This is a genomic window from Bradyrhizobium sp. G127 (assembly GCF_021502575.1).
Lineage (GTDB): Bacteria > Pseudomonadota > Alphaproteobacteria > Rhizobiales > Xanthobacteraceae > Afipia.
In genome coordinates this window covers 200510-222514 of sequence record NZ_JAKFGN010000003.1, presented here as the reverse complement: position 1 = coordinate 222514, position 22005 = coordinate 200510, and the positions used below count along the sequence as shown (strand labels likewise).

The 22005-nt window shown below is 62.4% G+C and carries 22 protein-coding genes; 10 read left to right on the top strand and 12 right to left on the bottom strand.

What is annotated here, in order from left to right:
- Positions 1–148: 148 nt before the first annotated feature.
- The 4 genes from bioB (at position 149) to LVY71_RS20615 (ending at position 7536) form a co-directional block, all read left to right on the top strand.
- Positions 149–1234, top strand: a complete 1086-nt coding sequence (gene bioB, locus LVY71_RS20630; protein ID WP_235101792.1) for a biotin synthase BioB — start codon at positions 149–151, stop codon at positions 1232–1234.
- Positions 1235–1364: 130 nt separating this feature from the next.
- Positions 1365–2429: an MBL fold metallo-hydrolase gene (locus LVY71_RS20625; RefSeq protein ID WP_235101791.1), complete on the top strand. Its 1065-nt coding sequence runs from the start codon at positions 1365–1367 to the stop codon at positions 2427–2429.
- A 186-nt stretch (positions 2430–2615) separates the two neighbouring features.
- On the top strand, positions 2616–3842 hold the full coding sequence (hemA, locus tag LVY71_RS20620) for a 5-aminolevulinate synthase (RefSeq protein WP_235102192.1): 1227 nt from the start codon (positions 2616–2618) through the stop codon (positions 3840–3842).
- A 184-nt stretch (positions 3843–4026) separates the two neighbouring features.
- Positions 4027–7536: a hybrid sensor histidine kinase/response regulator gene (locus tag LVY71_RS20615; RefSeq protein ID WP_235101790.1), complete on the top strand. Its 3510-nt coding sequence runs from the start codon at positions 4027–4029 to the stop codon at positions 7534–7536.
- A 48-nt stretch (positions 7537–7584) separates the two neighbouring features.
- Here the strand turns inward: LVY71_RS20615 and LVY71_RS20610 are convergent, their stop codons facing one another.
- The gene (locus LVY71_RS20610) at positions 7585–8259 is read right to left on the bottom strand and encodes a response regulator transcription factor (RefSeq protein ID WP_235101789.1); all 675 of its coding nucleotides are present in this window, start codon (positions 8257–8259) and stop codon (positions 7585–7587) included.
- A 279-nt stretch (positions 8260–8538) separates the two neighbouring features.
- On the opposite strand from LVY71_RS20610, the gene LVY71_RS20605 reads away from it, so the two are divergent.
- Positions 8539–10200 carry an MFS transporter gene (locus LVY71_RS20605; protein WP_235101788.1) on the top strand — a complete coding sequence of 554 codons (1662 nt, stop codon included), beginning with the start codon at positions 8539–8541 and terminating at the stop codon, positions 10198–10200.
- A gap of 93 nt (positions 10201–10293) precedes the next feature.
- Here the strand turns inward: LVY71_RS20605 and LVY71_RS20600 are convergent, their stop codons facing one another.
- A complete protein-coding gene (locus LVY71_RS20600; protein WP_235101787.1) occupies positions 10294–10806 on the bottom strand; it encodes a hypothetical protein in 513 nt (170 codons plus the stop codon).
- A gap of 48 nt (positions 10807–10854) precedes the next feature.
- Positions 10855–11478 (bottom strand): 2-hydroxychromene-2-carboxylate isomerase, encoded by a 624-nt coding sequence (locus LVY71_RS20595; protein ID WP_235101786.1) that lies wholly within the window; start codon positions 11476–11478, stop codon positions 10855–10857.
- A gap of 279 nt (positions 11479–11757) precedes the next feature.
- Here LVY71_RS20595 and LVY71_RS20590 point away from each other — a divergent pair, with 279 nt between their 5' ends.
- The 5 genes from LVY71_RS20590 (at position 11758) to LVY71_RS20570 (ending at position 14425) form a co-directional block, all read left to right on the top strand.
- Entirely contained in the window at positions 11758–12141 is a 384-nt protein-coding gene (locus tag LVY71_RS20590) for an AtpZ/AtpI family protein (protein ID WP_235102191.1), read from the top strand.
- 131 nt (positions 12142–12272) lie between these two features.
- Positions 12273–13022, top strand: coding sequence for a F0F1 ATP synthase subunit A (locus tag LVY71_RS20585; RefSeq protein ID WP_235101784.1), 750 nt, complete (start codon positions 12273–12275; stop codon positions 13020–13022).
- 64 nt (positions 13023–13086) lie between these two features.
- Positions 13087–13314, top strand: a complete 228-nt coding sequence (locus LVY71_RS20580) for a F0F1 ATP synthase subunit C (RefSeq protein ID WP_006022884.1) — start codon at positions 13087–13089, stop codon at positions 13312–13314.
- A gap of 65 nt (positions 13315–13379) precedes the next feature.
- Positions 13380–13937, top strand: coding sequence for a F0F1 ATP synthase subunit B family protein (locus LVY71_RS20575; RefSeq protein WP_235101782.1), 558 nt, complete (start codon positions 13380–13382; stop codon positions 13935–13937).
- 5 nt (positions 13938–13942) lie between these two features.
- Complete coding sequence (locus tag LVY71_RS20570; RefSeq protein WP_235101780.1) at positions 13943–14425, top strand: F0F1 ATP synthase subunit B family protein; 483 nt, start codon at positions 13943–13945, stop codon at positions 14423–14425.
- Between the two features lie 75 nt (positions 14426–14500).
- On the opposite strand, the gene LVY71_RS20565 is transcribed toward LVY71_RS20570, so the two are convergent.
- From LVY71_RS20565 to LVY71_RS20525, 9 genes are all read right to left on the bottom strand, one after another.
- A complete protein-coding gene (locus tag LVY71_RS20565) occupies positions 14501–15169 on the bottom strand; it encodes a hypothetical protein (protein ID WP_235101779.1) in 669 nt (222 codons plus the stop codon).
- 94 nt (positions 15170–15263) lie between these two features.
- Entirely contained in the window at positions 15264–15851 is a 588-nt protein-coding gene (locus LVY71_RS20560; protein WP_235101778.1) for a GNAT family N-acetyltransferase, read from the bottom strand.
- A gap of 104 nt (positions 15852–15955) precedes the next feature.
- Positions 15956–16309, bottom strand: coding sequence for a YbaN family protein (locus tag LVY71_RS20555; protein ID WP_235102190.1), 354 nt, complete (start codon positions 16307–16309; stop codon positions 15956–15958).
- A 70-nt stretch (positions 16310–16379) separates the two neighbouring features.
- On the bottom strand, positions 16380–17669 hold the full coding sequence (locus LVY71_RS20550; protein ID WP_235101777.1) for a M16 family metallopeptidase: 1290 nt from the start codon (positions 17667–17669) through the stop codon (positions 16380–16382).
- The gene (gene thrC, locus LVY71_RS20545; protein WP_235101776.1) at positions 17666–19084 is read right to left on the bottom strand and encodes a threonine synthase; all 1419 of its coding nucleotides are present in this window, start codon (positions 19082–19084) and stop codon (positions 17666–17668) included. Before thrC ends, LVY71_RS20550 begins: the two co-directional genes overlap by 4 nt.
- Positions 19085–19217: 133 nt before the next feature.
- On the bottom strand, positions 19218–20000 hold the full coding sequence (locus LVY71_RS20540; protein ID WP_235101775.1) for an SURF1 family protein: 783 nt from the start codon (positions 19998–20000) through the stop codon (positions 19218–19220).
- Positions 19997–20386, bottom strand: coding sequence for a DUF983 domain-containing protein (locus LVY71_RS20535; RefSeq protein ID WP_235101774.1), 390 nt, complete (start codon positions 20384–20386; stop codon positions 19997–19999). The genes LVY71_RS20540 and LVY71_RS20535 overlap by 4 nt, the downstream gene beginning before the upstream one ends.
- A 76-nt stretch (positions 20387–20462) precedes the next feature.
- A complete protein-coding gene (locus LVY71_RS20530; RefSeq protein ID WP_235101772.1) occupies positions 20463–21320 on the bottom strand; it encodes a cytochrome c oxidase subunit 3 in 858 nt (285 codons plus the stop codon).
- A 62-nt stretch (positions 21321–21382) separates the two neighbouring features.
- Positions 21383–21997 carry a cytochrome c oxidase assembly protein gene (locus LVY71_RS20525; protein WP_235101771.1) on the bottom strand — a complete coding sequence of 205 codons (615 nt, stop codon included), beginning with the start codon at positions 21995–21997 and terminating at the stop codon, positions 21383–21385.
- Between the last annotated feature and the right edge of the window lie 8 nt (positions 21998–22005).

Sequence of the window (22005 nt, the reverse complement as noted above, 5' to 3'; positions counted from 1 at the left end):
CATGGCAGGCGCAGCCGGTCAGATTGACTCTTTTTGGCCTCCATGCTCCCTGCTAGAGTCTTACAAGCGGAACAATCGGGATTGCTATCGTGGTCGCGCTGTTCCTGACGAAACGGGACTTGATGTCCCGCATGCAAGGGGTTAGCGCATGAGCATAGTGCCGGGTTCGGATGTGAAAGGTGGAACGATCGGGCGCGATGCGCTGACCGAGCCGCGCAACGACTGGACGCGCGCCGAAGCACAGGCGGTCTATGATCTCCCCTTCTCCGACCTGATCTTCCAGGCGCAGAGCATTCACCGCCGCAACTTCGATCCCAATCATGTCGAGACTGCGAGCCTGCTGAGCATCAAGACCGGCGGCTGCCCGGAAGATTGCGGCTACTGTTCGCAAAGCGCCAAATATGACACCGGCCTCAAGGCCACGAAGCTGATGGAACACGACGACGTCGTCGAGACCGCAAAGCGCGCAAAGGAAGCCGGCGCGGAACGCTTCTGCATGGCGGCGGCGTGGCGCAATCCGAAGGACAAGGATCTCGACAGGGTTTGCGAGATGGTCAGCGCCGTGAAGGATCTCGGCATGGAGACCTGCGTGACGCTCGGCATGCTGACCGACAGCCAAGCGAAGCGGCTGCACGATGCCGGCCTCGATTTCTACAACCACAACGTCGATACCTCGCCGGAGTTTTACGGCAACATTATCACCACGCGCACCATGCAGGATCGCATCGACACGCTGGCGCATGCCCGCGAAGCCGGCCTCAAGGTCTGCTGCGGCGGCATTATCGGCATGGGCGAGCAGGTCGACGACCGGCTCGGCATGCTGGCGCTGCTGGCCAACCTGCCCGAGCATCCGGAGAGCGTTCCGATCAACATGTGGAACGAGGTCAAGGGCGTGCCGGTCAACGACACCGCCGAGCGGCCCGATCCGATCGCGCTGGTGCGCATGATTGCGGTCGCGCGCATCATGATGCCGCGCAGCGTCGTTCGCCTGTCGGCCGGCCGTCAGTACATGACCGACGAGTTGCAAGCGTTGTGCTTCGTCGCCGGCGCGAATTCGATCTTCATCGGCGACGTGTTGCTGACCACGAGAAATCCACAGACCGAACGCGACGCCAACCTGCTGGATCGCCTCGGCATCAATTCGAAGCTCGACGACGTGAAACACGACGGCCATAGCCATGCCGCCGCAAAGCCTGCCGCTGCCGTATCGGTCAGCGGCGCAGCCGCGTCCTGAGCTGTTTCAAACGCCGGAACTGGTTGCCTGCATGGCAACCATGCCGCTGTAACTCGCAATTCGCCAATTTCAGCTAGCGCGGCGGGATTTGCCGCGTTAAGCCGGATCAGAAAAACGCGATTGCGAGACGATGAACAGCAGCACCGCCACATTGACCGCAGCCTCCGACGGCTTGCGCTATCCGGTTGAAACGCCGCCCAGGCCGGACGAAGCGATCGAACTCGCGCCCGGCTTGATCTGGGTGCGGCTGACATTGCCGTTTCGCCTCAACCACGTGAACATCTATCTGCTCGCGGACGGCGACGGCTGGACCATGGTCGACACCGGCATCGGCAATGACGCCACTATCGCGGCATGGACGACGCTGTTCGACGGTCCGCTCAAGGGCTTCAAGATCACACGGCTGATCGTTACCCACGCGCATCCCGATCATGTCGGACTGGCGGGATGGATCGTCGAACGTTTCGGCTGCGCGCTCCACATGTCGCAAGTCGAATATTTGCAGGCTGCCTATCATCAGCATCGCGGGTCACCCGAACGCAAGCTGGCGCAGCGGATGTTCTTCCGCCGTCACGGTATGGACGAAGAAATCACCGAGGCGCTGCTCGGCCGTGGCCAGGATTACCTGACGCGGGTGTCAATCCTTCCCGCATCCTATAGCCGCCTGTCCAAGGGCGACGACATCACGATCGGCTCGCGGCACTTCAAGGTCATCACCGGCGGCGGCCACGCCCTCGATCAGGTGATGCTGTATTGCGAAGCCGACAACATCTTCCTCTCGGCGGATCAGGTGCTGAGCAAGATCTCGCCGAACGTCAGCGTATGGGCGGTTGAACCGGACGCGAATTCACTGGGCGAGTATCTCACCTCGCTGGCGGAGCTTGAACAACTGCTGCCGGACGATGTGCTGGTACTGCCGGGTCACGGCGTTCCATTCTACGGCGTCACCACCCGCATCCGGCAGTTGGCCGATCATCACGAAGAGCGGTGTCAGTTGATCGCCGAGGCCTGCCGCACATCGCCGAAGACATCGGCCGAACTGGTGCCGGTCGTCTTTCACAAGCACGTGCTGGACGCCCACCAGACCGGCTTCGCCGCCGGCGAGCTGATCGCCCACGTCAACCACATGCTGGCGCACCGTCGCCTGAAGTCTAGTCTCGGCGCGGACGGCGTGCTGCGCTTCTCGGCCACATGACTGGAACGACAAGCTGATTGACTGCAATTAATCGCGCGTTGATCTGGATCAGCGTTTTGCAGCATACGAGACCGGCGAAAACGGCCTCGACACCCAACCTGGAAAAGCTCTAAAAAGAGCCCGCGCGCGACAGAAGACCCCCCGGGCCGGCTGCCGTAATCCGGTCCCTTATCCAGGGTTTTCATGATGGATTACAATAAGTTCTTCGACGACGCCCTCGGACGCCTGCATGACGAGCGTCGCTATCGCGTTTTTGCCGATCTGGAACGCATCGCAGGCCGTTTCCCGCATGCTGTGTGGCACTCGCCGAAGGGCCAGAGCAACATCGTGATGTGGTGCTCCAACGACTACCTCGGCATGGGCCAGCACCCGAAGGTCGTCGGCGCGATGGTCGAAACCGCGACCCGCACCGGCACCGGTGCCGGCGGCACCCGCAACATTGCCGGCAACAACCATTCACTGATCCAACTCGAGCAGGAATTGGCCGATCTGCACGGCAAGGAAGCTGCGCTGGTTTTCACCTCCGGCTACGTCTCCAACCAGACCGGCATCGCCACCTTGGCGAAGCTGATTCCGGACTGCCTGATCCTGTCCGACGCGTTGAACCACAACTCGATGATCGAGGGCATCCGCCAGTCCGGCGTGCAGTACATCGTGTTCCGCCATAACGACGTCGCGCACCTTGAAGAATTGCTGCGCGCAAATCCGGGCCGCCCGACGCTTATCGTGTGCGAAAGCCTCTACTCGATGGACGGCGACGTCGCGCCGCTGGCGAAGATTTGCGATCTCGCGGAGCGCTACGGCGCAATGACCTATGTCGATGAAGTTCATGCGGTGGGCATGTACGGCCCGCGCGGCGGTGGCATCGCCGAGCGCGACGGCGTGATGCACCGGATCGATATTCTCGAAGGCACGCTGGCCAAGGCGTTCGGCTGCCTCGGCGGCTACATCGCGGGCAACGCCAAGATCATCGATGCGGTGCGCTCTTATGCGCCGGGCTTCATCTTCACTACCGCGCTGCCGCCTGCGATCTGCTCGGCCGCGACCGCCGCGATCAAGCATCTGAAATCATCGTCGTGGGAGCGCGAGCGTCATCAGGACCGCGCAGCGCGCGTCAAAGCCATTCTCACGGCGGCCGGCCTGCCGGTGATGTCGAGCGACACGCATATCGTGCCGCTGTTCGTCGGCGATCCTGACCGCTGCAAAAAGGCCTGCGATCTCTTGCTGGAACAGCACGGCATCTACATTCAGCCGATCAACTATCCCACCGTGCCAAAGGGCTCCGAGCGCCTGCGTATCACGCCATCGCCCTATCATGACGACGGCCTGATCGATCAGCTTGCCGAGGCCTTGGTCCAGGTCTGGGAGCAGCTCGATCTGCCGCTGCACGCCAAGGCGCTGGCGGCCGAATAAAGCCCAAGCCGGACGCGCAGCGCATGGGCCGCAAGTCCGAATAACCGATACAGCCAATACAATCATAGGTTGCATTGGCTGATTCTCAAAATCCCCCTGCGGCCGCCAACGGCGCATGGATGCACCTAACAGCAGACCGGGCTAAGGTCTCCGCCGAGGGCGCTTGCCCGCGAGGGAGCAATCGATGCTGCATGACTGGGGCGTGATCGCAGCCGCGTTCGGCTACATCGGGCTTCTGTTCGTCGTCGCCAGTTATGGCGAGCGGCTAACGCAGGTTCAGCGCGGCCGTCTCGGGACGTTCATCTATCCACTGTCGCTGGCGATCTATTGTACCTCGTGGACGTTCTTCGGCTCGGTCGGATTGGCGACGCGGACCAGCGTCGAATTTCTCGCGATCTATGTCGGGCCGATCCTGATGATCGCGTTCTGCACGCCGCTCCTAATGCGCGTCATTCAACTGGCGAAATCGCAGAACATCACCTCGATCGCCGACTTCATCGCCGCCCGCTACGGCAAGAGCCAAGCCGTCGCCGCGACCGCCGCCGGCATCGCTATCATCGGCTCGGTGCCCTACATCGCGCTTCAGTTGAAGGCCGTTGCATCCTCGCTGGAAACGATCCTGAATCAGGATCAGGACGTCTCCAGTATTCCCTATATCGGCGACATCGCCTTCATCGTCACCATTACCCTCGCCGCCTTCGCGGTGCTGTTCGGCACGCGGCAGACCGACGCCACCGAACACCAGCACGGGCTGATGCTGGCGGTGGCGACGGAATCGCTGGTCAAGCTGGTGGCATTCATCGCGGCGGGCGTCTTCGTAACCTTCATCATGTTCGGTCCCACCGACTTGTGGGAACGCGCAATGAAGACGCCGGAGGCGGTGCGCGCCATCGAAGCCACGCCTTCGGTCGGCAACTTTCTCGCCATGACGCTGCTGTCGTTTCTGGCGATCATGCTGCTGCCGCGGCAATTCCACGTCAGTGTCGTCGAGAACTCGACTGAGGCCGAGGTGCGCCGCGCGCGCTGGCTGTTCCCGCTCTACCTGATTGCGATCAACCTCTTTGTGATTCCCATCGCCATCGCCGGCCTTGTGACCTTTCCGTTCGGCGCATCCGACAGCGACATGTACGTGCTGGCGCTGCCGATCTCGGCGGGCGCGACAACACTTAGCGTGATCGTGTTCGTCGGCGGCCTGTCCGCCGCCACGGCGATGGTCATCGTGGAATGCGTGGCGTTGGCGATCATGGTGTCGAACGACATCATCGTGCCGCTGGTGCTGAAGCGGCGGCCGGCTTCGCAGGGCGGCAAGGCCAATTTCGGCGGCTTCCTGCTCAAGGTCCGCCGCGTCGCGATCTTCGCCATCATGGCGATGGCATATCTCTACTATCACGCGCTGGGCAACGCACAGCTCGCAGCGATCGGGTTGCTATCGTTCGCCGCCGTGGCGCAGCTTGCGCCGGCATTTTTCGGCGGCCTGTTCTGGCGGCGCGCCACCGCGCGCGGCGCGATGGGCGGCATGCTGATCGGCTTTGCGGTGTGGGCCTACACGCTGTTCCTGCCGAGCTTCGCCGACGTCGATCCGCTCGGCGCGATCTGGCTGAAGCAAGGGCTGTTCGGCATCACGGCCCTGCGGCCGCAGGCGCTGCTCGGCACCGAAATGGCGCCGCTGATTCACGGCGTGCTGTGGAGCCTGTCGCTCAACATGCTGACCTATGTCGTGCTGTCGCTGTGGCGCCAGCCGACTTCGATCGAGCGGGTTCAGGCCGACCTGTTCGTGCCCAACGAACTCGCGCCGATCGCGCCCAATTTCCGGCGCTGGCGAACCACGGTGACGGTGCAGGATCTGCTCAGTACGGTGGCGCAATATCTCGGACCCGAGCGCGCGCTGCTATCGTTCGAGACCTTCGCCACGACCCATCACATCGACATCGACCGCGCGGCCCCCGCCGACTTCCGCCTGCTGCGTCATGCCGAACACCTGATCGCTTCCTCAATCGGCGCTGCTTCGTCGCGGCTGGTGCTGTCGCTGCTGCTGCGCAAGCGGGCGGTGTCCGCAAAGGCCGCACTGAAGCTGCTCGACGATGCCCACACCGCGCTGCATTTCAACCGCGAGATGTTGCAGACGGCGCTCAATCACGTCCGTCAGGGCATCGCGGTCTTCAACCCCGAACTCCAGCTCATCACCTCGAACCGGCAGTTCGGCGAGATTCTCGATCTGCCCGCGCAATATGCCCAGATCGGCATTCCGCTGATCGAGATCATCGAGTTCATCGGCAGCAATGGACAGGCCATTCCCGATGCCGACCGATCCGTGCTGCAACGCCGGCTCGCTGCCTATACCACGGAGGGCGAACCCTATCTGGAACGGTTGAGCGACCGGAACATGGTGGTCGAGGTCCGCGCCAATCGTATGCCGGGCGGCGCGCTGGTCATCACGTTCTCCGACATCACGCCGAGTTTCGAGGCGGCGGAAGCCCTCGAGCGCGCCAACGCGACACTGGAAAAGCGCGTCCGCGAACGCACCGAGGAACTGACCCGGCTCAACAGCGAACTGGCGCTGGCCAAGAGTACCGCGGAGGAAGCCAATATTTCCAAGACCCGCTTCCTCGCCGCGGCCAGCCACGACATTCTGCAGCCGCTCAACGCGGCGAGGCTATACGTCACCAGTCTGGTGGAGCGGCAGGACGGCGGCGAAGACGCCCGCCTTGTCGGCAATATCGACGACTCGCTGGAGGCCATCGAGGAAATCCTGGGCGCGCTGCTCGACATCTCGCGGCTGGATTCCGGCGCCATGACGCCGTCAATCTCCAGCTTCCGCATGAGCGACCTGATGCGCTCTCTCGAAGTGGAATTCACGCCGATCGCGAAGGCCAGAAAACTGAAGCTCACCTTCGTGCCCTGCTCGCTGCCCGTCACATCGGACCGCGTGCTGCTGCGGCGGTTGCTGCAAAACCTGATTTCAAACGCCATCAAATATACGCCCAAGGGCCGCGTCCTGGTCGGCTGCCGCCGCAAAGGAAAATCCCTGCAAATCAGCATCTACGATACCGGCCTCGGAATTCCGGTCCTGAAGCGCACGGAAATCTTCAAGGAATTTCACCGTCTCGATCAAGGCGCCCGGATCGCGCGCGGCCTTGGGCTCGGATTATCGATCGTGGAACGCCTCGCCCGCGTGCTGAACCACGGCATCGCTGTGGATTCAAACCGCAGTGGCGGATCGCGCTTTTCCGTGACGATGCCGATCGCCAAGACCGTCACCCATACGGCGGCGCTGTCCGGCGCGAACATCTCCACCAAGGCACCGATGAGCGGCACGCTGATTGTCTGTATCGAGAACGACCGCGCCATTCTCGACGGCATGAAGACGCTGCTGACCGGCTGGGACGCCAAGGTGATCGCGGCGGTGGATCCAGCCTCGGCCGCGGAAGCCATCGCCGCCACCGACGAACGCATCACCGGTCTGCTGGTCGATTATCATCTCGACCGCGGTAACGGCATCGCCGCGATACGCGACATCCGCCAGCGTTTCGGCGAAAACATTCCGGCCATTCTGATCACCGCGGACCGCAGCCCCCATGTCCGCGACGCGGCGCGCGAGGACGGCATCGTGGTGCTCAACAAGCCGGTGAAACCGGCAGCCTTGCGCGCGCTGCTTGCACAATGGCGAGCGCAGCAGATGGTGGCCGCGGAATAGCATATCGCCGCCATTGCCGTTCATCCTGAGGTCACAACGCAACAGCACTCACTGCGTGGTGTCGGCCTGATTCCACTGCCCGCCGGAGATTTTTGCAGCGGCGATCACGGCCTGCGTCCGGCTTTCGACGCCGAGCTTTTGCAGAATGGCGGAGACATGCGCCTTGATGGTGGCTTCCGAGACGCCAAGCTCGTAGGCGATCTGTTTGTTGAGCAGGCCTTCCGACAACATCATCAGCACGCGCACCTGCTGCGGCGTCAGTGTCACGAGACGGTCGCGCAAACGTGTCATGTCGGGGTCTGCGGCCGCGGCAAGATCAATGTCGTCGGGCACCCAGACGTCACCATTCATCACCTTGCCGATGGCCTCGCGCAGCGTCTCGACGCCGAACCGCTTGGGGATGAAGCCCGACGCGCCGAAATCCATCGAACGGCGGATGGTGCCGACATCGTCGCTGGCCGAGACGATGACCACGGGAATCGCCGGAAACTGCGCCCGCAGGTAGATCAGTCCGGAGAAACCGCTGATGCCCGGCATCGACAGATCGAGCAGGATCAGATCGACGTCGGATTCGCGATCGAGCAGCGCCGTCAATTCCTCGAACGATCCGGCCTCGTCGATGCGCGCGGACGCAACAACGCTCGCGACAGCTTGTCGCAGAGCGTCGCGGAAAAGCGGGTGATCGTCGGCGACGACAAGATGCGTGCTGGAAACGATGCTCATCTATCCTGCTGGCAAGAGCTGATTGTGCCCAAAGGCCGCGTGGAGTTTGAGTGTTTACCGTAGCGGTAAGTCTTGCAACCCCAAGACGGAAATGACCTTAACGGACGGGGATTGTGCACTGCAAGGTACATGCAGCAGATCCTGTGCGCTGGCCGAAAGTCTTATAGGGCGATGTTTCACGCCGATGTTACCGTATTTGCGAACTCTCGTGCTTTGGAACCGGCGAAAGAACGGCGCGCAGGAGCGAATTTTTCAGCAACACGTTTGGGGAGCATTGAAATGGCCACCATGACTACGACCTCGCCGCGCACGGGGGGCATGACGAAGGACGAACGTTTCGTCATCTTCGCCTCATCGCTCGGCACCGTTTTCGAATGGTACGACTTCTATCTTTACGGCTCACTGGCCGCGATCATCGGCGCGCAGTTCTTCAGCGCCTATCCGCCGGCCACCCGTGACATCTTCGCGCTGCTGGCATTCGCCGCCGGCTTCCTGGTTCGTCCGTTCGGCGCCATTGTGTTCGGTCGTATCGGCGACATCGTCGGCCGCAAGTACACCTTCCTCGTCACGATCCTTATCATGGGTCTGTCGACCTTCATCGTCGGCCTGCTCCCGAACGCGGCTACCATCGGCATCGCGGCCCCGATCATCCTGATCGGCCTTCGCCTGCTGCAGGGCCTCGCACTCGGTGGCGAATACGGCGGCGCCGCGACTTACGTCGCCGAGCACTCGCCTCCCGGCAAGCGCGGCTACTACACCTCGTTCATCCAGACCACGGCAACGCTCGGCCTGTTCCTCTCGCTGCTCGTGATCCTGTTCACCCGCACGATCCTCGGCGAGCCTGAATTCGCCGCATGGGGCTGGCGCATTCCGTTCCTGCTTTCGGTGGTGCTGCTCGGTGTGTCCGTCATCATCCGCCTCAAGCTGAACGAATCGCCGGTGTTCCAGAAGATGAAGGACGAGGGCAAGGCGTCGAAGGCGCCGCTGACCGAAGCCTTCGCCAACTGGAGCAACGCCAAGATCGTGATCATCGCGCTGCTCGGCGGCGTGATGGGTCAGGGCGTGGTCTGGTACACGGGCCAGTTCTACGCGCTGTTCTTCCTGCAATCGATCCTCAAGGTCGACGGTTACACCGCCAACCTGCTGATCGCCTGGTCGTTGCTGCTCGGCACCGGCTTCTTCATCGTGTTCGGTGCACTGTCGGACAAGATCGGCCGCAAGCCGATCATTCTGGCAGGCTGCCTGATCGCGGCTCTCACCTTCTTCCCGATCTTCCGCATGATCTCGAGCAACGCCAACCCGGCGCTGGAAAAGGCCATCGAGACGATCAAGGTTGAAGTTGTGGCCGATCCGAAAGGCTGCGGCGATCTGTTCAATCCGGTCGGCACCCGCGTTTTCAGCGCGCCGTGCGATACCGCACGCGCCTTCCTCGCCCAGTCATCGGTCAAATACTCGACCACAGCGGGTGCGGCTGGCTCGGGCGTGAAGGTGACGGTAAACGGCAAGGAAGTGCCTTACACCGACGCCAAGACCTCGAACCCGGCAGTCGCTGCTGCTGTCGCGGACGCTGGCTATCCCAAGGCCGGCGCGGCTGGCATTGTGAAGATGTCGAATCCGTTCGATATCTTCCGGCCGCAGGTCGCTGCACTGATCGGGCTTCTGTTCATCCTCGTGCTCTTCGTCACCATGGTGTACGGCCCGATCGCGGCAATGCTGGTCGAACTGTTCCCGACCCGCATCCGCTACACCTCGATGTCGCTGCCCTACCACATCGGCAACGGCTGGTTCGGCGGTTTGTTGCCCGCGACATCGTTCGCGATCGTGGCATCGACCGGCGATATCTATGCAGGTCTCTGGTACCCGGTGATCTTCGCACTGATCACGGTGGTGGTTGGCTTCTTCTTCCTGCCGGAAACCAAGGACGTCGACATCACCAAGTAATGGTTTGAGGATCAGACGGCTCGCGCCGCCTGATCCTTTCCTTCCAAATCAGAACGGCCGCGGGGCAATCCGCGGCCGTCTTTTTTGGGCTTGTCAAATTCCTTCAGACAACCGTTTCTGAAGGCGCAGGGCCATCTCGATCAGCCGGTCCCATACGCGATCCATCAGAGCGAGCAGCTTCTCGTGCTCCGGCGGCAACTGCAGCTCGACCTTCTTGTCCGGTGACGCTTTGCCTTCGGGCGTTGCCTGCGCGCTTTTCTTCGAATCTTCCTTCGCGAGCGGCGCCTCGGTCTTGCCGCTCACGGTGTCGCGCCGAGCAAGTTCGTCCGTCAGCCGTTTGTTGTCGATCTGAAGTCGGCCGATCTCGGCATCGAGCGCCGTGCGCTCGTCGGGCACAACACGGCAGGTCCAGCCATTTTTGTTGGCGCAGGTGGATACCGTGCCGGTGCGGGTATCGAGCCGCAGGAATCCGTCGGCGACCGGCGACAGCGTGAAGCGGCCGTTGTCGGTGTCGGGCGCCGCCTGCGCGCGCGCTTCAGCGCTGAACATCAGCGCCGTCAACGCGGTTGCGGCGACGCCTTGAACAATCATCGTCCTGGGATGCATTGCTCCCTCATCGCGATAAGCCGCATTGCGATAAAGCTGCGCGTTGGCCTACACGTCAGATGTGTAGGCTTTGCGTCCGGATTTCAACGCGTCGGCCAGCAATTCGATCCTGTCCTGTCCCCAGAAAACCTCGCCGTCGAGCACCCAGGCGGGCGAGCCGAACACGTCGGCCGCGATCGCATCCTGACGATTCTGATCGTAGAGCTTCTCGATCTCATCGGATGGCGAGCGCGCCACCAGTTTTGCACCGGGCAGACCTGCTTCATCCGCCACGCGTGTAATGGTCGCCGCATCCGCCAGATCGAGTTGCTGTTCCCATATTCCGATGAAGGCGCGGCGCACGAACGGCTCGGGGTCCAGCCCCGCCAGGATGGCGGCAATCACCACGCCGTCGGCCAACCGCGCGTTAAGCGGCCAATATTGCGGCCTGATATGAAAATTCAGGCCGCGCTTATCGCGCCAGCGCTGCAATTCCATCAGCCGATAGCGCTGCCGCGCCGGATGGCGCTTGGCCAGCGGCAATCCGCCGGTTTCGGAAAACAGATCGACCAGAACCACCGGCTTGTAGTTGACCTTCAACTCCTGCGCGGTGGCAACGTCATGAAACAGTGCGTGTCCGATATAGGCCCATGGCGACTGAAGCGAGAAATAGTAGTCAATCTGGCGCGCCATCGGCCCTCCGGCTGCAAAGATTCGGTGAATTGAGAAACCAGCATAGCGGACCCAAATGGCGTCTGCGAGCATAGCAGTGCACATCGCATTTATCGCAGTGCGGCGAGTGCGCGCAGCGGATGAAATTTTTCCGGAATTTCATGCAATATTTCAATATGATACATAGCAATCAGGCAATCTTGACTTGACCACAGGCCGTCAGTATGGTCCGCGCGGTTTCCGTGGGTGGCGGGGCGTTTTTCTCTGAAATCGCGCGACGGGGCATGGGTGTCGACAGCAATGGCGAACGGCACACGTGAAAATGGTCGCAGCGAAGGGGAACGAGACGAACCGCCAGCCGACGAAGCTGCGCTCTCCGCAAGGCTCGACCGTCTGAATCATCGGCTTTCCGAAGTCCGGAAAGATCGCAAGAACCAGACCGATCAGTCAGGAAGCGGGGCTGCCTCCTCCAACGCATCCGCGATGGCACGGGGGTTTCGCCTCTCCTCCGAATTGATTGCAGGCGTCCTTGTCGGAGCGGTCATCGGCTGGGGCATCGACCGTCTGTTGTCGACATCCCCTTGGGGTCTGATCGTGTTTTTTCTGCTCGGCTTCACCGCCGGCGTAATCAACGTGATGCGGGCAGCCGGCGTTGCCAATCGCGACGCGTCCGACCGCTCCTGACAGGATCCGGCGTCCGATCCGGGAATCGCTCTTGGAATTTCAGCCAGTTCCCGCTGGCGGATACGAATGGCCGGCCTTGCCGGTAACGATGCAAAGCCGGCTTGCCGGCAAACGATGAAAGACGAACGCGGATGGCCGATCCGATCCATCAATTCGAGATCCACAAGATCTTCACCCTTGGCCATATCGGCAACCAGGAGATCGCGTTCACTAATTCATCGGCCTACATGCTTGGCGCAGTCGCCATCATTTCGCTGTTGATGTTGGGGGGCAGCGCAGGCCGCCGCCTCGTTCCGAACCGCTTCCAGTCTCTCGCCGAGCTATCCTACGAATTCGTGGGCAATACCCTGAAAGAAAGCGTCGGCGCAGAGGGCATGAAGTTCTTCCCCTTCGTGTTCTCGCTGTTCATGTTCATCCTGACCGCGAATCTGATCGGCATCATTCCCTACACCTTCACCGTGACCAGCCACCTCATCGTGACGCTGGCGCTGGCGCTGATGGTGTTTCTCACCGTGCTGCTCTACGGCCTGTACAAGAACGGCTTCAAATTCTTCAAGCTGTTCGTCCCGTCGGGCATCCCGATGTACATCCTGCCTCTGATCATGGTGATCGAGGTGATCTCGTTCCTGTCGCGGCCGGTGTCCCATTCCGTGCGTCTGTTCGCAAACATGCTGGCGGGTCACATCACCCTCAAGGTGTTTGCGGGCTTCGTCACATCGCTGAGCGCACTCGGTGCTCTCGGCATCTTCGGTTCGGTGTTGCCGCTGGCGATGACGACCGCGCTCACCGGCCTCGAGCTTCTCGTGGCTTTCTTGCAGGCCTACGTCTTCACCATCCTGACCTGCATCTACCTCAACGACGCACTTCATCCGGGCCACTGACATCAAGACATTGACCGGGTTTCACTCATCCACTGACACCAACACCCCTAGAAGGAGTTTTACTATGGATCCAGTTGCAGCAAAGTACATCGGCGCCGGCATTGCATGTCTCGGCATGGGCGGCGCAGGTATTGGCGTCGGCATGATCTTCAGCCAGTTCCTCAACGGTGCGCTGCGCAACCCCTCCGCTTCGCAGGGCCAGTTCGCCAACCTGATCTTCGGCTTCGCCGTGACAGAAGCGCTCGGCATCTTCTCGCTGCTGATCGCGCTGCTGCTGCTGTTCGCCGTCTGATTTCAGATGACGTGTTCGCCGCGGCCCTGTTGATGCGCCGCGGCTAACACTTACAGGAGACGCTCATGGCGACGGGTCAGGGCACTGCAAAGGGCGCGACCGCCCACACCGAGGCAGACGGTCATGGCAAGGCGGGTTTCCCTCCTTTCCAAAAGGAGACGTTTGCCTCGCAGCTGGTGTCGTTCGCGATCGCCTTTGCGCTGCTTTACTTCATCGTGTCGAAGTTCGCGCTTCCGCGCGTCGGCGGCATCATCGCTAACCGCGAAGGCGTGATCGAGAACGATCTCGCCCAGGCGCAGAAGCTGAAGGACGAGTCGGATGAGGCCCTGAAGGCTTATGAAACCGAGCTCGCCAATGCACGCGCACGGGCTCAGGCCATCGGCTCCGAGACCCGTGACAAGCTGAATGCGCAGGCCGAAAGCGACCGCAAGGCACTGGAAGCCATTCTGGCCGCCAAACTCGCCGATGCGGAAAAGACCATCGCCGCAACCCGCACCACGGCGATGGGTAACGTCCACTCGATCGCATCGGACGCGGCTGCGGCCATCGTTCAGCGCCTCACCGGCGTCGCACCCGACAGCAAGACCGTCGATAGCGCGGTCGAAGCGTCCTTGAAGGGATAACGACGATGTTCGAAGCAGAATTCTGGGTCGCCATCGCCTTCCTGATCCTGATGGGCGTGTTCGGCTATTTCGGCGTTCACCGCACCATCCTGACGGCGCTCGACCATCGCCGCGACCGCATTCAGAAGGAACTCGACGACGCCCGCCGCCTCAAGGACGAGGCGGCGAAGCTGGTCGAGGAATATCGTGCGCGCCGCGCCAGCGCCGAACGCGAAGCACAGGACATCGTCACCAGCGCCAAGGCCGAGGCAGAACGTATCGCAGCCGAAGCCAAGGCGAAGATGGAAGATTTCGTCGCGCGCCGCACCAAGACCGCGGAGAGCAAGATCGCCCAGGCCGAAAACCAGGCGATCGCCGACGTCCGCGCCGCCGCGGCCGAAGCCGCCGTAACTGCTGCGTCCTCGATCATGGCGCAGTCGGTCAAGGGTTCGGTCGCCGACGACCTGATCGCCAAGGGCATCCAGGACGTTCGCGGCAAGCTGAACTGACACCTCGCCCTTCAACAAAAAGCCGGCCGCATTCGTTGCGGCCGGCTTTTTGTTTGGGCCGGAGAATGTTCGGGCTTATTTCTTCTTCCTGCCGCGCGCCGGCTCGGGTTTCAGTGCAGCCGGATCGAAACCGATATAGAACACGTATTTGTCGTTCGCAGTCTCGGTGGGCGTCGGATAGGTAATGTCTTCGGCGACAAGGCTGAACTCGGTGTTCTCGCCTTCCATCGTCACGGTGGTCCGGATCGCCTTGGTGGTGATGACCTTCTCCGGCGCTCCATCCTCCACGACGGCAACGCGCATGGGAACGTCGACGGTGGGCGGCGCGCCCGCAGGCCCGGCAATGATCCGGCCAACGATTCCAATCCGCGCCGTGATCTGTCCGCCCTGCAGATTGCAGTCGCGCGCCGTGCGCGTAATCGTCCCCTGATAGCGCAGATCGCTGCCGGAGGCCGGTTTGCCCGGCAGCCCGACCGAGAGAGTAGATGCGCCGAACCGGATCGCCACACTGGGACAGGTCAGATCGCTGTTCTCGGTCGCCTGCGTCGACGGGCTGGATGCCGTGCTGGCTTCCTGGGATTTCGAGCCGAATAACTGGCTGAACCTGCTGCCGAACGAGGATCCCGACGAACTCCCGCCCGACGAGCCGAACATGCTGCCGCCGCCGCAACCCGACAGCGCAGTGCTTGCCGCGACCGCCAGCGCAGCCACCGCTGCGCGCTTCAAACGCCTGTCACCCGCCATCATATGTCCCGTCGATCCCCGCCGATCCGTGACGGCCTTATAGCAGGGCAAAGACGGCGAACCAAAGGCGCTGCATTGCCTGGTGACGCGCTGGTTAACCGCGAAAATCCTCGTCCAGCAGGCCATAGAGATAATGGTCCTGCCAGACCCCGTTGATGCAGAGATAGCGCCGCGCCAGCCCTTCGCGGGCGAAGCCGCATTTCTCCAGCACGCGGATCGACGACTGATTGGTCGGGATGCAGGCGGCCTCGACACGGTGCAGGTTGAGTTCACCGAACAGCGTGGGCAGCAGCACGCGCAGCGCCGCGGTCATGTAGCCCTTGCCCGCATGGGGCTGACCGATCCAGTAACCGACCGTGCCGGCTTGCACGATCCCGCGCCGCACATTGGCGAGGGTCACGCCGCCGATCAGCGCGCCATCGTCTTCACGAAACACCACGAAGGGATAGGCCCGGTCCTCGGCGACATCTTCTGCGTAGCGGCGCAGGCGGCGGCGAAATCCCGAACGGGTCAGATCGTCGGATGGCCAGATCGGCTCCCACGGCGTCAGGAACGCCCGGCTGATCTCGCGCAGCTCACTCCACTGAGCATAGTCAGCCATTTGCGGCGCGCGCAGCAGCACGCCGTGTCCGCGCGGCGCGAGTGCGGGTGCCGTCGTCGAGGGTAAGCGAAACAGGGCCATGCCGGACCCTCCTTCCCGTATCCGGGCGCAGATGACGCGTCCGGTCAGTTCCCTTTACCACAATTCGCCGCTCAATCCGAGCCAGGCTGGGGACCCGCTGTATTCTAGGAAGGCCTTGAAAACACATAAGCGAGGCCCGCCAGCATCAGGGCGGCAACGGCCGCCGTGAGCGGGAGGCCGGGACTGCCCGCTATCTGAAACAAAGTGAAACCCAAAATCATGCCGGCCAGTGCGGCCAATTTAGCCTTGCGGGGAATGGCGCCCCGGGACCGCCAAGCCGACAGGAGCGGCCCGAAGCGGCGATGAGCCAGCAGCCAATTTTCAAACCTGGGAGAGGAACGCGCGAAACATGCCGCCGCCAGGATCAGGAACGGCGTGGTCGGCAACACCGGCAGAAACGCGCCAATGAAGCCAAGCGCGACAAAGAAAAACCCGAGACCGAGGAAGAGGGCCCGCATAAAACGCGGGGAACGAGAACCGTTGCCTGGGGGATCGCTGCTCACGCCATCACGTGCCAAAGCGGTGGCGTCAGTGCAGCAACGCCTTGGCCTTCGGACGCGCCAGTCCTTCGGCGATGCTCACCGCGGTGTCGAGGCCACGGCCGCTGCCGAGCGCGACCACCGCCGGACGGCTGCGGCTGAGCAGACCGCGCGCTGCATGGCGCGTCGATTCAATAGTTACCGCATCGATCCGCGCCACCAGTTCTTCCGACGTCAGCGGGCGCCCGTAAGCCAGAATGTGCCGTGCCATCTGCTCGGCGCGGGTGCTGCAGCTTTCCAGCCCCATCAACAGGCCGGCCTTCATCTGCGCCTTGGAGCGAGCGATTTCCGCTTCGGTCAGAGTCTCGACCGCGTTGTTCATCTCGTCGACGATGACCTCCACCATCTCCGGTGCGTCTGAGGGATCGGTCCCGGTATAGAGTCCAAAGAAACCGGTGTCGGAATAGGCCGCGTGGAATGTGTAAATTGAATAGCAAAGCCCGCGCTTCTCGCGCACCTCCTGAAACAGCCGTGACGACATGCCGCCGCCGAGGATGTTCGTAAAGACCTGAAGGCTGAACAGCCCGAGATCGGACTGCGGCAGGCCTTCGAGCGCCAGCGTCAGGTGCGCCTGTTCGAGATCGCGGTGAATGACGCGGGTGCCGCCTTTGCCGAACATTGCAGGCGTCGGCTTCGGCGCGGGCGTGCCATCGAAACTGGCGAAGCGCCGCTCGGCTTCGGCAACCACCTGCTGATGATCGACGGCACCGGCGGCGGCGACCACCATATCGGGGCCGCGATAGTGCCGCGACAGATAGCCATGCAGATTGTCGCGATCGAACGCCGCCAGCGTCTGCGCCGTGCCCAGCAGCGAGCGGCCCATCGGCTGATCGGGGTAACACATTTCACTGAGGTGCTCGAAGATCACATCGTCCGGCGTATCCTGCGCCGCGCCGATCTCCTGCTCAATCACGCTCTTCTCGCGTTCGAGTTCATCTGCGTCGAACGATGGGTTGGCGAGAATGTCGGAGAGCACGTCGAGCGCCAGCGGCACATCGTCCCTCAGCACGCGCGCGTAATAGGCGGTAGTCTCGGTGGAGGTCGCTGCGTTGAGGTCGCCGCCCACGGCCTCGACCTCTTCGGCGATCTCGCGCGCGGTGCGGCTCGTCGTGCCCTTGAAAGCCATGTGTTCCAGAAGGTGCGACATGCCGTGCTCGTCCGGCTTCTCGTCGCGGCCGCCGACGCCGGTCCAGACGCCGAGTGCCGCAGTCTCGAGATGCGGCATGGTGTCGGTGACCACCGTCAGTCCGGAGGGCAATTTGGTAATGTTGACGCTCATCCGGCTATTCCCTGCTTCGCGGCCCGGCTCACCAAGAGAATGAACCGTTCGACCTCGGTCTGATCGTTCTTCATGACCTTGATGTGTTCGGACTTTGTCATCAAGCCATCGAGCCACGCCGGCAGCGCCGGACGCACCCCGCAGGCCGCCTCGACGGCATCGGGGAACTTGGCCGCATGGGCGGTCGAGAGCACGATGTTGGGCACCGTGGACACCGGCTTGTCCTGATCGGCCACCGCCAGCGCAACCGCAGTGTGCGGATCGACCAGTTCGCCGGCTTCGCGCCATGCGGCGCGGATCGCAGCGCTGGTCTCTTCCTCGTCAGCGCGGCCGGCGTCGAAATCCTCGCGCACCTGTTTCAGAACGGCATCGCTCAGCACGAAGCGTCCCGACTGCGCCAGCGAGCCCATCAGCGCGCGCACGGCAGCGCTGTCGCGGCCGGTGGCCTCGAACAGCAGCCGTTCGAAATTCGACGAGATCTGAATGTCCATCGATGGCGACGTGGTGGCGTGAACCTGCTTCACCTCGTAGATGCCGGTCTTGAGCGTCCGCACCAGAATGTCGTTGACGTTGGCGGCAATGCGCAGATGCCGAACCGGAAGCCCCATCCGCTTGGCGACATAGCCTGCGAAGATGTCGCCGAAATTTCCCGTCGGCACGGTGAAGTCGACTTCGCGCGCCGGCGCTCCGAGTGCCACCGCCGAAGTGAAATAATACACCACCTGGGCCACAATGCGCGCCCAGTTGATCGAGTTCACACCGGACAGCGACACCGAATCGCGGAACTTGTGGTGATTGAAAAGGCCCTTCACGATGCCTTGGCAATCGTCAAAGGTGCCTTCGATCGCGAGTGCATGAACATTCGCCGCGCCGCTGGTGGTCATCATGCGCCGCTGCACATCGGAAATGCGCCCATCAGGAAATAGCACGATGAGATCGGCGTTGTCGCGGCCGGCAAACGCATCGACCGCGGCGCCGCCGGTGTCACCCGAAGTTGCGACAACAATGGTGGTGCGCTGGCCACGCTTGGCCAGCACATGATCCATCAGCCGCGACAGCAACTGCATCGCGACGTCCTTGAACGCAAGCGTCGGGCCGTGAAACAATTCGAGGACGAAGCGATCCGGCGCAATCTGGCTGAGCGGCACCACCGCCGGATGGCGGAACGTGGCGTACGCTTCGACCGCCATGCGGCCAAGATCGGCTTCGGAAATCTCATCCGCAACGAAGGGGCGGATCACCTCCACGGCGACTTCCCAGTAAGGACGCCCAAAAAATCCGGCGATGGTCTCCCGGCTGAGCTGCGGCCAGACCTCCGGCACATAGAGCCCGCCGTCACGGGCAAGCCCGGTCAGCATCACGTCGCAAAAGCCAAGCCGGGGAGCCTCGCCCCGGGTCGAAATATAGCTGGTCAAGCGATCCTCCAAAGGCGGGAGCCTTACTCAAGCCTTTGATAATGATGGATTAATAACTTCACCGAGGTGAAATCGAGCTGCACCATATCGGCTGCGATCCGGCTTCACAAGGAAACCGACCCGCCCTTTTCGCTCAGGCTAAATCCCGGCGGCGGCCTCTGACCCAGAATCCGAAGGCAATGGCCACCACCAGCGCGAGGCCGAACCACGTAATCGCATACTGCAGGTGATCGTCCTTGAGGTGGATCTGCAAGGGCCCGGGCTTGGGCACACCTGACGCGGGGACGGGCGATTCGAGATCGATGTAGAACGGCGCGACCTCGCCGTCCCGGCTCCAGCCGAGCGCCTCCCCCATGGCAAGATGATCGCGCGAGAACCACAGGCGCTTCGTGGTGTCCGGCTGTGGCGTGAACCAGCCGGGGCGTTCTGAAAAACGGATGTAGCCGGTCAGTTCAACCGGCGCGCCGGTCACAAGCCGCGTCACCGCACGATCCTGCTGCGCGCGATCCTGCATTGTGTTCTGCACGAAGCCCGCATTGATGACGACGATACGGCCGTCCGCCAGCCGCGCCGGCATAAACGCCCAAGTGCCCGGTCCGGCGACGTCGTCCCGCACGGCCGAGCCGGAACTGTAGACCATCACATCCAGCCTGGACTCAAAGGTCGCGCTGAAACGAACCCGCAGAAATTCGTCTTGTGCAGGCGTGAGTGCAGACCAACGGGCGGGAGGCGGCAATGCAGCGGGCGCGCCTGCGAGTCGCTCGGTCAGGGCAGCGATCAGGGCGCGCTTCTCGTCCTTGCGGCGAAGCTGCCAGACGCCGAGGCTCGCCAGCACCGACACCATGATCAACGCGATCACCGCGAGACCGAAGATGCCACGCGAGCGCGGGGGCTTGGCTGCCGTCGCCGGATTCATTTCGGTTTACGCGCGACGAGTTGCCCTTCGGCAGCCTTGTGATGATATTGCAAGGCGATCAGAAGCGCCTTCATCGATCGCAGCGGCAGCAACGTCGTAGCCAGAATCAGCGGCCCCCACAGCGCCGCATGCACCCAGAACGGCGGCTGGTATTTGATTTCCACGACCAGCGCCGAACCGACGACGATGAAGCCGGCAATCATGATGATGAAGACCGCGGGGCCGTCGCCGGCATCGATGAACGCGTAATCGAGACCGCAGACTTCGCAGTCCGGCCGCAACGTCAGAAAGCCGGAATAGAGCCTGCCCTCGCCGCAGCGCGGGCATTTGCAGGTCAGACCTCGCATGGCCGTCTGCGATAACGTCGCGGGAACGTGCTCTGTCATACGCGTCACTCTCTTCCAAGAAAAAGGGCGGCACGGTGGCCGCCCTTCCGAACATCATGAGCAGCCTGCACGCACGTCAGTGCGCGCCATGCGCCATGGTCGATGCGCCGTGGCCCCAGACGTAGATGCAGATGAACAGGAACAGCCAGACCACGTCGACGAAGTGCCAGTACCAAGCGGCAAATTCGAAGCCGAGGTGCTGCTTCGGCGTGAAGTGGCCCGCATAGACGCGGAACAGGCACACCAGCAGGAAGATGGTGCCGACCAGCACATGGAAACCGTGGAAGCCGGTCGCCATGAAGAAGACGGAGCCGTAGACATTGCCCGCGAAACTGAACGCAGCGTGGCTGTACTCATAGGCCTGCACGCAGGTGAACAGCGCGCCGAGCACCACGGTAATGATCAGGCCCCACTTCAGGCCCTTGCGATCATTCTCAAGCAACGCGTGATGCGCCCAGGTCACCGTGGTGCCCGAGGTGAGCAGGATCAGTGTATTGAGCAGCGGCAGATGCCACGGATCGAACGTCTCGATGCCCTTCGGCGGCCAGACGCCGCCGAACAGGGCCTCGCGCGTGGCGTGAACCGGATCGGCCGGGAACAGCGCGGCGTTGAAATAGGCCCAGAACCACGCCACAAAGAACATCACTTCGGAGGCGATGAACAGGATCATGCCATAGCGATGGCTGAGCTGGACCACGCGGGTGTGATCGCCCTTGTGCTGGGCCTCCCGGATGATGTCGCCCCACCAGCTCGCAAAAGTGTAAAGAACACCGATGGTGCCAATGCCGAACACGATCGGTGCGCCCGCGAACATGTGATGCATCCATGCGACCGCACCCAATGCCATGACGAAGGCCGAGAGCGAGCCGACGGCCGGCCACGGGCTCGGATCGACGAGATGATAATCGTGGTGTTTGGCTTGGCCCGTTGCCATGTGGTCTCTCCGTGATGCCGGTATCATCCGGCGCGTGTCGCAGTTATAGCCGAAAACTCAGATCAAAGGTTGCCCTTGCGCTTGTCCGCCTCCGTCGCCGCGAGCGGCTTCGGCGCAGGCTCCTTCACAGGGTAGAACGTATAGGACAAGGTGATGGTGTTGAGATCGTCGTACTCGCGATCAGCCGCCAGCGCCGGATCGACGTAGAACACCACCGCCATCTCGCGCTTCTCGCCGGGCGCGAACGACTGCTCCGTGAAGCAGAAGCAATTGATCTTCTGGAAGAACGCGCCGACCGTCAGGGGCGCAACATTGTAGGCGGCAACGCCCGAGGTCGAGCGGGCGGCCTGGTTGGTCACGGTGTAATAAGCGGTGACTACTTCGCCGATCTTGACGCTGATTTCGGTCTGCTCAGGCTCGAACTTCCATGGCAAGCCGCCGCTGACGTTGGAATCGAAACGCACCGAAATCCGGCGCTCCAGCGACGCCGCCGGCGCCGAGGTCGCGACCTGCGTGGTGCCGTTGAATCCGGTGGCGCGGCAAAACCAGTCATAAAACGGAACAGCCGCATAGGACGCGCCAACCATCAGCGCAACCACGAAGCCGCAGATCGACGCGACGAGGATGTCGCGGCTGATGCGAGGCGTCTTGCGTGGGCTGGCGGGCTGCTGCGTCATCTGGCGGT

Bases quoted from the DNA above. Each gene is read 5' to 3' on its own strand.
- bioB (WP_235101792.1), top strand. From the start codon at position 149: ATGAGCATAGTGCCGGGTTCGGATGTGAAAGGTGGAACGATCGGGCGC.
- LVY71_RS20625 (WP_235101791.1), top strand. From the start codon at position 1,365: ATGAACAGCAGCACCGCCACATTGACCGCAGCCTCCGACGGCTTGCGC.
- hemA (WP_235102192.1), top strand. From the start codon at position 2,616: ATGGATTACAATAAGTTCTTCGACGACGCCCTCGGACGCCTGCATGAC.
- LVY71_RS20615 (WP_235101790.1), top strand. From the start codon at position 4,027: ATGCTGCATGACTGGGGCGTGATCGCAGCCGCGTTCGGCTACATCGGG.
- LVY71_RS20610 (WP_235101789.1), bottom strand. From the start codon at position 8,259: ATGAGCATCGTTTCCAGCACGCATCTTGTCGTCGCCGACGATCACCCG.
- LVY71_RS20605 (WP_235101788.1), top strand. From the start codon at position 8,539: ATGGCCACCATGACTACGACCTCGCCGCGCACGGGGGGCATGACGAAG.
- LVY71_RS20600 (WP_235101787.1), bottom strand. From the start codon at position 10,806: ATGCATCCCAGGACGATGATTGTTCAAGGCGTCGCCGCAACCGCGTTG.
- LVY71_RS20595 (WP_235101786.1), bottom strand. From the start codon at position 11,478: ATGGCGCGCCAGATTGACTACTATTTCTCGCTTCAGTCGCCATGGGCC.
- LVY71_RS20590 (WP_235102191.1), top strand. From the start codon at position 11,758: ATGGCGAACGGCACACGTGAAAATGGTCGCAGCGAAGGGGAACGAGAC.
- LVY71_RS20585 (WP_235101784.1), top strand. From the start codon at position 12,273: ATGGCCGATCCGATCCATCAATTCGAGATCCACAAGATCTTCACCCTT.
- LVY71_RS20580 (WP_006022884.1), top strand. From the start codon at position 13,087: ATGGATCCAGTTGCAGCAAAGTACATCGGCGCCGGCATTGCATGTCTC.
- LVY71_RS20575 (WP_235101782.1), top strand. From the start codon at position 13,380: ATGGCGACGGGTCAGGGCACTGCAAAGGGCGCGACCGCCCACACCGAG.
- LVY71_RS20570 (WP_235101780.1), top strand. From the start codon at position 13,943: ATGTTCGAAGCAGAATTCTGGGTCGCCATCGCCTTCCTGATCCTGATG.
- LVY71_RS20565 (WP_235101779.1), bottom strand. From the start codon at position 15,169: ATGGCGGGTGACAGGCGTTTGAAGCGCGCAGCGGTGGCTGCGCTGGCG.
- LVY71_RS20560 (WP_235101778.1), bottom strand. From the start codon at position 15,851: ATGGCCCTGTTTCGCTTACCCTCGACGACGGCACCCGCACTCGCGCCG.
- LVY71_RS20555 (WP_235102190.1), bottom strand. From the start codon at position 16,309: ATGCGGGCCCTCTTCCTCGGTCTCGGGTTTTTCTTTGTCGCGCTTGGC.
- LVY71_RS20550 (WP_235101777.1), bottom strand. From the start codon at position 17,669: ATGAGCGTCAACATTACCAAATTGCCCTCCGGACTGACGGTGGTCACC.
- LVY71_RS20540 (WP_235101775.1), bottom strand. From the start codon at position 20,000: ATGAATCCGGCGACGGCAGCCAAGCCCCCGCGCTCGCGTGGCATCTTC.
- LVY71_RS20535 (WP_235101774.1), bottom strand. From the start codon at position 20,386: ATGACAGAGCACGTTCCCGCGACGTTATCGCAGACGGCCATGCGAGGT.
- LVY71_RS20530 (WP_235101772.1), bottom strand. From the start codon at position 21,320: ATGGCAACGGGCCAAGCCAAACACCACGATTATCATCTCGTCGATCCG.
- LVY71_RS20525 (WP_235101771.1), bottom strand. From the start codon at position 21,997: ATGACGCAGCAGCCCGCCAGCCCACGCAAGACGCCTCGCATCAGCCGC.